General features: G+C 69.0%; 10 protein-coding genes. All 10 read right to left on the bottom strand.

The genetic code is table 11. The annotated features are described in order from the left end of the window. Positions 1–113 precede the first annotated feature (113 nt). Genes AB0M82_RS42680 through AB0M82_RS42725 form a run of 10 tightly spaced genes read right to left on the bottom strand, consistent with a single transcriptional unit; the run spans position 114 to position 5817 of the window. On the bottom strand, positions 114–422 hold the full coding sequence (locus tag AB0M82_RS42680) for a hypothetical protein (protein ID WP_364734976.1): 309 nt from the start codon (positions 420–422) through the stop codon (positions 114–116). Position 423: 1 nt separating this feature from the next. Beyond that, positions 424–870: a hypothetical protein gene (locus AB0M82_RS42685; RefSeq protein ID WP_364734978.1), complete on the bottom strand. Its 447-nt coding sequence runs from the start codon at positions 868–870 to the stop codon at positions 424–426. Further along, positions 867–1268 (bottom strand): hypothetical protein, encoded by a 402-nt coding sequence (locus AB0M82_RS42690; protein ID WP_364734980.1) that lies wholly within the window; start codon positions 1266–1268, stop codon positions 867–869. The genes AB0M82_RS42685 and AB0M82_RS42690 overlap by 4 nt, the downstream gene beginning before the upstream one ends. A 3-nt stretch (positions 1269–1271) precedes the next feature. Beyond that, the gene (locus AB0M82_RS42695) at positions 1272–2300 is read right to left on the bottom strand and encodes a glycosyltransferase (protein WP_364734982.1); all 1029 of its coding nucleotides are present in this window, start codon (positions 2298–2300) and stop codon (positions 1272–1274) included. Then, entirely contained in the window at positions 2297–2707 is a 411-nt protein-coding gene (locus AB0M82_RS42700) for a hypothetical protein (RefSeq protein ID WP_364734984.1), read from the bottom strand. The genes AB0M82_RS42695 and AB0M82_RS42700 overlap by 4 nt, the downstream gene beginning before the upstream one ends. After that, positions 2700–3206 (bottom strand): methyltransferase domain-containing protein, encoded by a 507-nt coding sequence (locus tag AB0M82_RS42705; RefSeq protein ID WP_364734986.1) that lies wholly within the window; start codon positions 3204–3206, stop codon positions 2700–2702. Before AB0M82_RS42705 ends, AB0M82_RS42700 begins: the two co-directional genes overlap by 8 nt. Then, entirely contained in the window at positions 3206–3823 is a 618-nt protein-coding gene (locus AB0M82_RS42710) for a hypothetical protein (RefSeq protein ID WP_364734988.1), read from the bottom strand. Before AB0M82_RS42710 ends, AB0M82_RS42705 begins: the two co-directional genes overlap by 1 nt. Positions 3824–3842: 19 nt before the next feature. Beyond that, the gene (locus tag AB0M82_RS42715) at positions 3843–4277 is read right to left on the bottom strand and encodes a hypothetical protein (RefSeq protein WP_364734990.1); all 435 of its coding nucleotides are present in this window, start codon (positions 4275–4277) and stop codon (positions 3843–3845) included. Continuing rightward, on the bottom strand, positions 4274–4552 hold the full coding sequence (locus AB0M82_RS42720; RefSeq protein WP_364734991.1) for a hypothetical protein: 279 nt from the start codon (positions 4550–4552) through the stop codon (positions 4274–4276). The genes AB0M82_RS42715 and AB0M82_RS42720 overlap by 4 nt, the downstream gene beginning before the upstream one ends. After that, positions 4552–5817 carry a phage major capsid protein gene (locus AB0M82_RS42725; protein WP_364734993.1) on the bottom strand — a complete coding sequence of 422 codons (1266 nt, stop codon included), beginning with the start codon at positions 5815–5817 and terminating at the stop codon, positions 4552–4554. Before AB0M82_RS42725 ends, AB0M82_RS42720 begins: the two co-directional genes overlap by 1 nt. Positions 5818–6000: the final 183 nt, after the last annotated feature.

Genomic DNA, 6000 nt, shown 5'->3' on the forward strand with positions numbered 1-6000 from the left:
CGGCCCGCCTCCCTAGCGATTCTGTGCGCGTTCCTCAAGTACGTCTTGGTAAGTAGCGATGGTGCGTTCGTCCATTTCGAGAAAGTCGAAAAAGGACAGACCGGTGACGATGCTCAGCTCGACGAAGGTTCGGGTTGCGGTACCCGCTTCGTAGGGTCCTCGGGCAGCTGTGCCTCCGGATCCTGGACGTTCTCGACCTCGTCGATCATGCCCAGGAACGTGTCGAAGTCGGCAGGCTCCTTGCCGGCGAAGTGCAGCCCGGCCCACGCCAGGTAGTAGTAGTACTGCTGGTGCATGTCCGCGCCAGCGCGGTTGATCGAGGTGCCGAACTGCCGTTCGAATTCCACCTCGGCTTTCGGGCTCACCGACGATTGGACGACGCGCCCATCGGAGTAGGTGACATTCACCTTCATGCGTGCCATTTCAGCTCTCCTCGATTTTCCTCGCGACCGTGTCCATCGCCGCCGTGAGGTCCTTGCGGACCTCCGGCGCCCCGGCCTCCAGCGGATCCGTGAACCATCCCTTGCGCACGTCCTGCAGCACCCACGGCTTGTGTCCGTAGGTCAGGTGCCGGACCCGACCGCGGTCGATGCGCAGCGGGTCCTTCACCGCGTTCGTCTGCGCTTCGATGCGGATCCCGACGTCCCTGCCGGTGTTCTTTCGCTTGTGCCGCAACGTCGTTTTCGACACCTGCTTGGCCAGCCCGCCCTGCTGGGGTAGCCGGTCGCGTGCGGACTTCTTGGCCGACTTCTTCAGCGGGGCCACCGCCTTGGTGACCGCCTTGGTCAGCTCGCTGCGCAGTTCCTTCGGCGCCCCTTTGAGACGCTTGGCCAGCGCAGCGAGCTTCTCCGCACCTTCCTCAGCACTCACGGCAACTTCTTGATCGCTGACGCTGCCGACCACGACGCGGACATGGCCACCGCGCCGCTCACGTCCGCGTCGATCTTCAGGTCCGGCAGGATGGTGCCGAAGAAGTACTGCGCCGGCGTCGCGAGGTTCGGGTACAGGTAGAACTTCCGCGGCAGGCCGTCGGTGGCCGCGGTGTACGTCTGGTTGGTGGCGTCGTCGTAGAAGCCGGAGAAGTCTCCCGAGGCGTCCGGCAGGCCGCCAAGGTAGGTCTTGTTCTTGTCCTCCAGCGCCGTCACTTCGATCTTGTCGGTCGCGAAGTTGATCGACCACTTCGCGACGAACGGCAGCGGCTCGGCGGTCGCGGTGTCGTCGGCGATGCCGAGGTAGATGCGGCCGCGACGCCCGGCGATACGGGACATGGCTTACTCCTTTGTGGACAGCAGCTGCATCAGCTCGGCTGCTCGGTTGACGAAAGTGCGATCGGCGATGGCCATGCGGGCTTGCGCCGCCAGCTCCTGCCGCTCGGCCGGGTGGCCGAGCCAGTAGTGGAGCTGCTCCGACGCTCCCTCAACGGTTGTGAAGGTGGGCAGCATCGGAAGAACGTCGTCCCCCTCAGGTCGGGGATCGCGGAGGAAGAACATGCCGCACGCGGCCATCTCGACTTCGCGCGGCCCCATCGCCCACCCGGCCGCGAGGTGCGCGGCCTCGGCTTCCCGCCGGTACAGGTTCAGGCCGACCGCGGCGGAGCGGTACACCTGGGCAGTCTGCTCGTTGTCCAGGCACTCGTCCGGCTCGTGTGCCACCGCGGCCCGCAGCGGCGAGTCCTCGTCGAGCTGCTGCCAGTTGCCGGCCAGCAGCACGTCCAACCCGGACAGGTCCATCTCCTCGAGGAACGCGATCCGGGAGGCGTAGCCGGTGCCGACGAACGCGAGGTCCGCGGCGAGGTCGGGGGCTCCCGGCCCGGGGTGGTGGATCGTGGGCCGGTAGCTGTGCGGCACGTACACCGTCGGCGCGACCCGGCGGAAGTCGTCGATGTTCGTCGGGTCGTTGATCAGGTTCAGGTCAGCGTGCGCCGCGATCGTGAGCTGCCTGCCGTCCTCGTACGGCGACTCGGTGTGCAGCAGCACCACCTTCGTGCCGTAGGAACGGGCCAAGTCGAGCAGCTCGGGCGTGTAGAAGAACGCACTGACCGCGAACAGCACGTCCGGCCGCGTCTTGTACAGCGCGGCGTACAGGCCGTTCACCGCGAGCTGCTGCGCCTGTTCGGTGGACACCGCCTTGAGGATCTGCTTGTCGTGTGTCTCCAGCAGCGCGGCGTCGTAGAAGGTGAGCCGCTCGGCGAGGTTGAACTCGATTACCTGCTGGCCGAGCTCGCGCAGCGCCTCGACCCAGCCGACGTAGACGTCGTGCACGGAGAAGTTCGGCCCTGGGTGCGCGGCAAGGATCTTCATCCGGCCACCGCCACATTGACCACGAACCGCGCCGCGTAGTAGGAGACGTCGCCGATCTTCGCGATGCCCACGTCTCCGACGGACGCGACCTCGGCGAACATCGCCGCCCCGCCCAGCGTCGGGTCCGCTTCGACGGCGGCCTTGACGCTCTTCGGTCCGGACCCGGCGAGGTAGGCCCACAGCGCCCGCTGGCCGGCGCGCTCCGACGAGAGCGACGTGAACACGTGCACGTGCACTTCGAGATCGTCCGACCCGCGGGCCATCGCCGTGTCGTAGGTCAGCTCCTCGAGCGACAGCACCGCGGCTGGCGGCTGGATCGTGCCCGGCAGCTCCTCACGCACGCGCAGGCCGTCGATCGTCTCCAGCCGGGCCCCCAGCCCCGCGAACACCGTCTCGATGTCAGCCACGGTCCACCGCCGGCGCAAAGGCCACGCAGCGCACGTCTTCGCCGAGCTGGTCTACCGTGACGTCCTCGAACCCCAGCGCCACCAGCTCGTCTTCGAGTTCGTCCGGATCGATGTTGCCGTAGTGCTCGCCGGGGCGCAGCTCGGGCCCACCGTCCATTGCGGAGTGCGGCGCCCGTCCGGGACCCGCCATCGTGGCAATGAACTGGCCGCCTGGCTCCAGCACCACGGCGACTGTCAGGCAGATCTCGCGCCAGACCGGCGTGTGCTCGAACACCTCCGCGCACACCACGGCGTCGAACCGTTCGTCCGGACGCCACGTAGCCGCGTCGGCCACGATGTCCACGCCGGCGTCCTCGACGATGTCCAGCACGACGTACTCGGTGGCCCCGGGGAACCGGTCCCGGATGGTGCCGTTGATGTTCCGGCCGCCGATGTCGAGCACGCGGGCGGCATCCGCATCGGCATGCCGGTCGACCCACTCGTAAGCCTGCTGGTGCATCAGACCGCTCCCCACCAACGTCGGTAAGAACTGACCATCTTCTGAACGTCCGGGTCGAGCTTGGCCAGCAGCCGGAGCTCGGATCCGGTGTCCGGGGACCCGGCGACGCCGAACGGAGAGTTGCGACGTGCGAGCAGGCGCGAGCCCTGCAGCAGCGTCGCCTGCTTGATCGTGGCGGGCACGGCGGACCAGCCGAAGGTTCCGTGCACCTGGATCGCCCCGTCGGCGCCGCCGGGAGTCACCGCCGACGACGACAGCACCTCGAGCTCGGTCCACGGCTTGCCCTCGGCCGCCGCGTTGCGCGGCAGCTTCCGGTAGGCCGTGATCGTCGAGCTGAAGGTGTCGTCGCCGGCCGAGTCGTACTTGACCGTGAGGTCCGCGGTCGTCATGAGGTCGTCGATCCGGATGATCCAGCGGCTCCGCTTGCGGTCCCATTCCGCGGTGTAGAACCGATCCTCCGGCGCGGCGGACTGGCCGAACTGCCGGTTGCACGCCAGGTCGACCGCGCGGGAGGAAGCCGTGACCGCGAGCGCCACTTCCACGTCGTCGTCGGTGTCGCCGATGTGGACGTAGTTCTTCAGCTCCTCGGCAGTGCAGTAGTCCGGCGCCCAGGTCACGGCTTCCTCCTCTCCGCGGTCAGACGGCGCGCGGAAGCGCCAGGACGGTCGCCTGGGCGACGAAGGTGTCCGTGGCGCCAGTGCTGGTGACGCGGCAGCGGAGCCACGGCCGGCCCGCCTGCACCCGGACGCCGGCGACGGCGTACTGGTCGCCGGTGCCGCCGGTGAGCGTGCCGGAGGTGACCGCGGTCGCCGGCGTGCCGATGCTCCCGGCGCTGTCCGGCGCGTCCTGGACGCTGAAGGACACCGTGTCCGTGGTGCCCGCGGTGGACGCGTCGAAGACGACGAGCAGCCGGTCACCGGCGCGGTAGCCGTTGCCCGGCGCGCCGGCCGCGGCGCCCAGCTTGATGTCGTTCGGCGTGCCGAAGTCGAACGCGGTCGTGGTCGCCGAGTTGATGGTGACCTTCGCCTTCGCGATCACCCGCGCTTCGGTGATGAGGTCCCGAACCGTCATGCCTGCTTCCTCTCGAACGTGGCCGTCAGCACGGCCTGAGCCGCGGCACACCAGGCGGCGGCCACGTCCGTCTTCTCGGCGGCCAGGGCGTCCCAGGCCGGCAGCTCGTCGCCGCCGACGGACTGGCCGTCGACGGCCTCGCAGTACGCCTCGTAGGCGATGCGGCCCAGCGCCGCCCCGGCCAGCTCGGCGGGGGCGACCGACTCCTCCTCGACGGCGGCCGCGTGCTCGGCGGCCGGCTTGGCCGTCGAGCCGCGGCGGGCAGCGGCCGCCATCACGCCTCGCCGGTGAGCGCGACGTAGGCGTTGGTGTTCTGCTGCGTCGCGTCCATCCGCGCCCAGGCGGTGTACTCGACCTGCCGGTTGGACATCCGGTTGTACGGGTTGACGAGGACCTCGTACTGCTTGACGGTGCGCCGGACGTAGCCCTCGACGAGGTCGCCGAACACGCCCCAGTTGACCGTGTTGTCGGCCGCGGAGATGTTCGGGAACGCCTGGTCGATGGTGACCGGGTAGTTCAGCAGGACGCCGACGGAGCCGCCCTGCGCGCTGGTGCCCATGTTCGCGTCGGCCGGCCGGAAGATCGGGTCGCCGTGGCTGTCCTTGATCTTCTCGATCGTGGCCAGCGAGGTGTCGTTGAACGCCCACCGCGCGTTCGCGCGGTAGGCCGGGTCGACCGAGTGGATGAAGTTGATCAGGTCGTCGTAGGTGACGCCCGCCGTGTCCGCCAGGAGCTCGATGCCGGTGAGGCCAGTCGCGATGCCGAGCGGCTGCTTGACGCCGGTGCCGGTGACCAGGTGCGTCGCCTGCATGCGGGCGATGCGCTCGCCGAGCTTCCGCGAGACCAGCCCCTCGACGTCGAACGCGGCGTCCTGGATCAGCTCGAGCGACACGCGCAGTGGCAGGGAGCTGCCGCCGCCGGCCATGTACGAGTAGGCGCCCAGGCCCGCGGTGCCGAACACGATGTCCGCGCCGGAGGTGAAGGTACCGCCCTCGTCGACGACCTCGCCGACGTTGCCCGTGTCGTCGACGGTCGGCCACGGCAGGTTGCGGCCGTCCGTGGTTTCGAGGTTCTCGACGGCGTTGGCGATCCCGCCGAAGGCCTTGATCCGCTCGACGAGCTTGTTGCGGAAGCCCTCCGGCACGAGGTAGCCGCCCTCGCTGCCGGTGCCCTCGCTCTGCGCGCGGAGCTCGACGAGGTCGTCGTTCTCCTTGCCGGTCCGCAGGTAGTGGTTGAACGCGCGGTCGAGCGTGTCGTCGGTCTTCGCGGTGGTGACGTTGACCAGCGGCGCGGTGACGTCCATCTTGTACGCCGCGTGCCGCTTCGCGATCTCGTCGTGCCGCTGCAGGCCCTTCATGCGGGTCTCCAGCTGCTCGTAGCGGCCGATCTCCTCGTCGGTGAGGTTGCGGCCCTCGGCGTCGGCGGACGCGATGAGCTCGTCCATGGCCGCCATGAACTCGTCCACGGTGGACAGCTCGGCGTCGGTGGTGGTGTCCCGGGCCTTCGTTTCCTTGGCCTCGGGCGCGAGGGTCTTGCTCAACGTGTTCACCTCTTCTTCGGAAGGGCACGGTTGCGCGCCCGGACCAGTTGGTCACCCCGGCCGGACGGCCGGGAGCTGAGAACGCCGGCGGCCGAGCGCATGTCGACCGAGGTGCCGTCGTAGGCGGCGAAGCTGACCGGCGAGATGTCGCGCAGGTACGAGACCTGCGTGTGCGTGCGTAGG

Source organism: Amycolatopsis sp. NPDC051128, assembly GCF_040682715.1.
In the GTDB taxonomy this organism is placed as follows: domain Bacteria; phylum Actinomycetota; class Actinomycetes; order Mycobacteriales; family Pseudonocardiaceae; genus Amycolatopsis.

Bases quoted from the DNA above. Each gene is read 5' to 3' on its own strand.
- AB0M82_RS42720 (WP_364734991.1), bottom strand. From the start codon at position 4,552: ATGGCGGCCGCTGCCCGCCGCGGCTCGACGGCCAAGCCGGCCGCCGAG.
- AB0M82_RS42715 (WP_364734990.1), bottom strand. From the start codon at position 4,277: ATGACGGTTCGGGACCTCATCACCGAAGCGCGGGTGATCGCGAAGGCG.
- AB0M82_RS42695 (WP_364734982.1), bottom strand. From the start codon at position 2,300: ATGAAGATCCTTGCCGCGCACCCAGGGCCGAACTTCTCCGTGCACGAC.
- AB0M82_RS42705 (WP_364734986.1), bottom strand. From the start codon at position 3,206: ATGCACCAGCAGGCTTACGAGTGGGTCGACCGGCATGCCGATGCGGAT.
- AB0M82_RS42690 (WP_364734980.1), bottom strand. From the start codon at position 1,268: ATGTCCCGTATCGCCGGGCGTCGCGGCCGCATCTACCTCGGCATCGCC.
- AB0M82_RS42680 (WP_364734976.1), bottom strand. From the start codon at position 422: ATGGCACGCATGAAGGTGAATGTCACCTACTCCGATGGGCGCGTCGTC.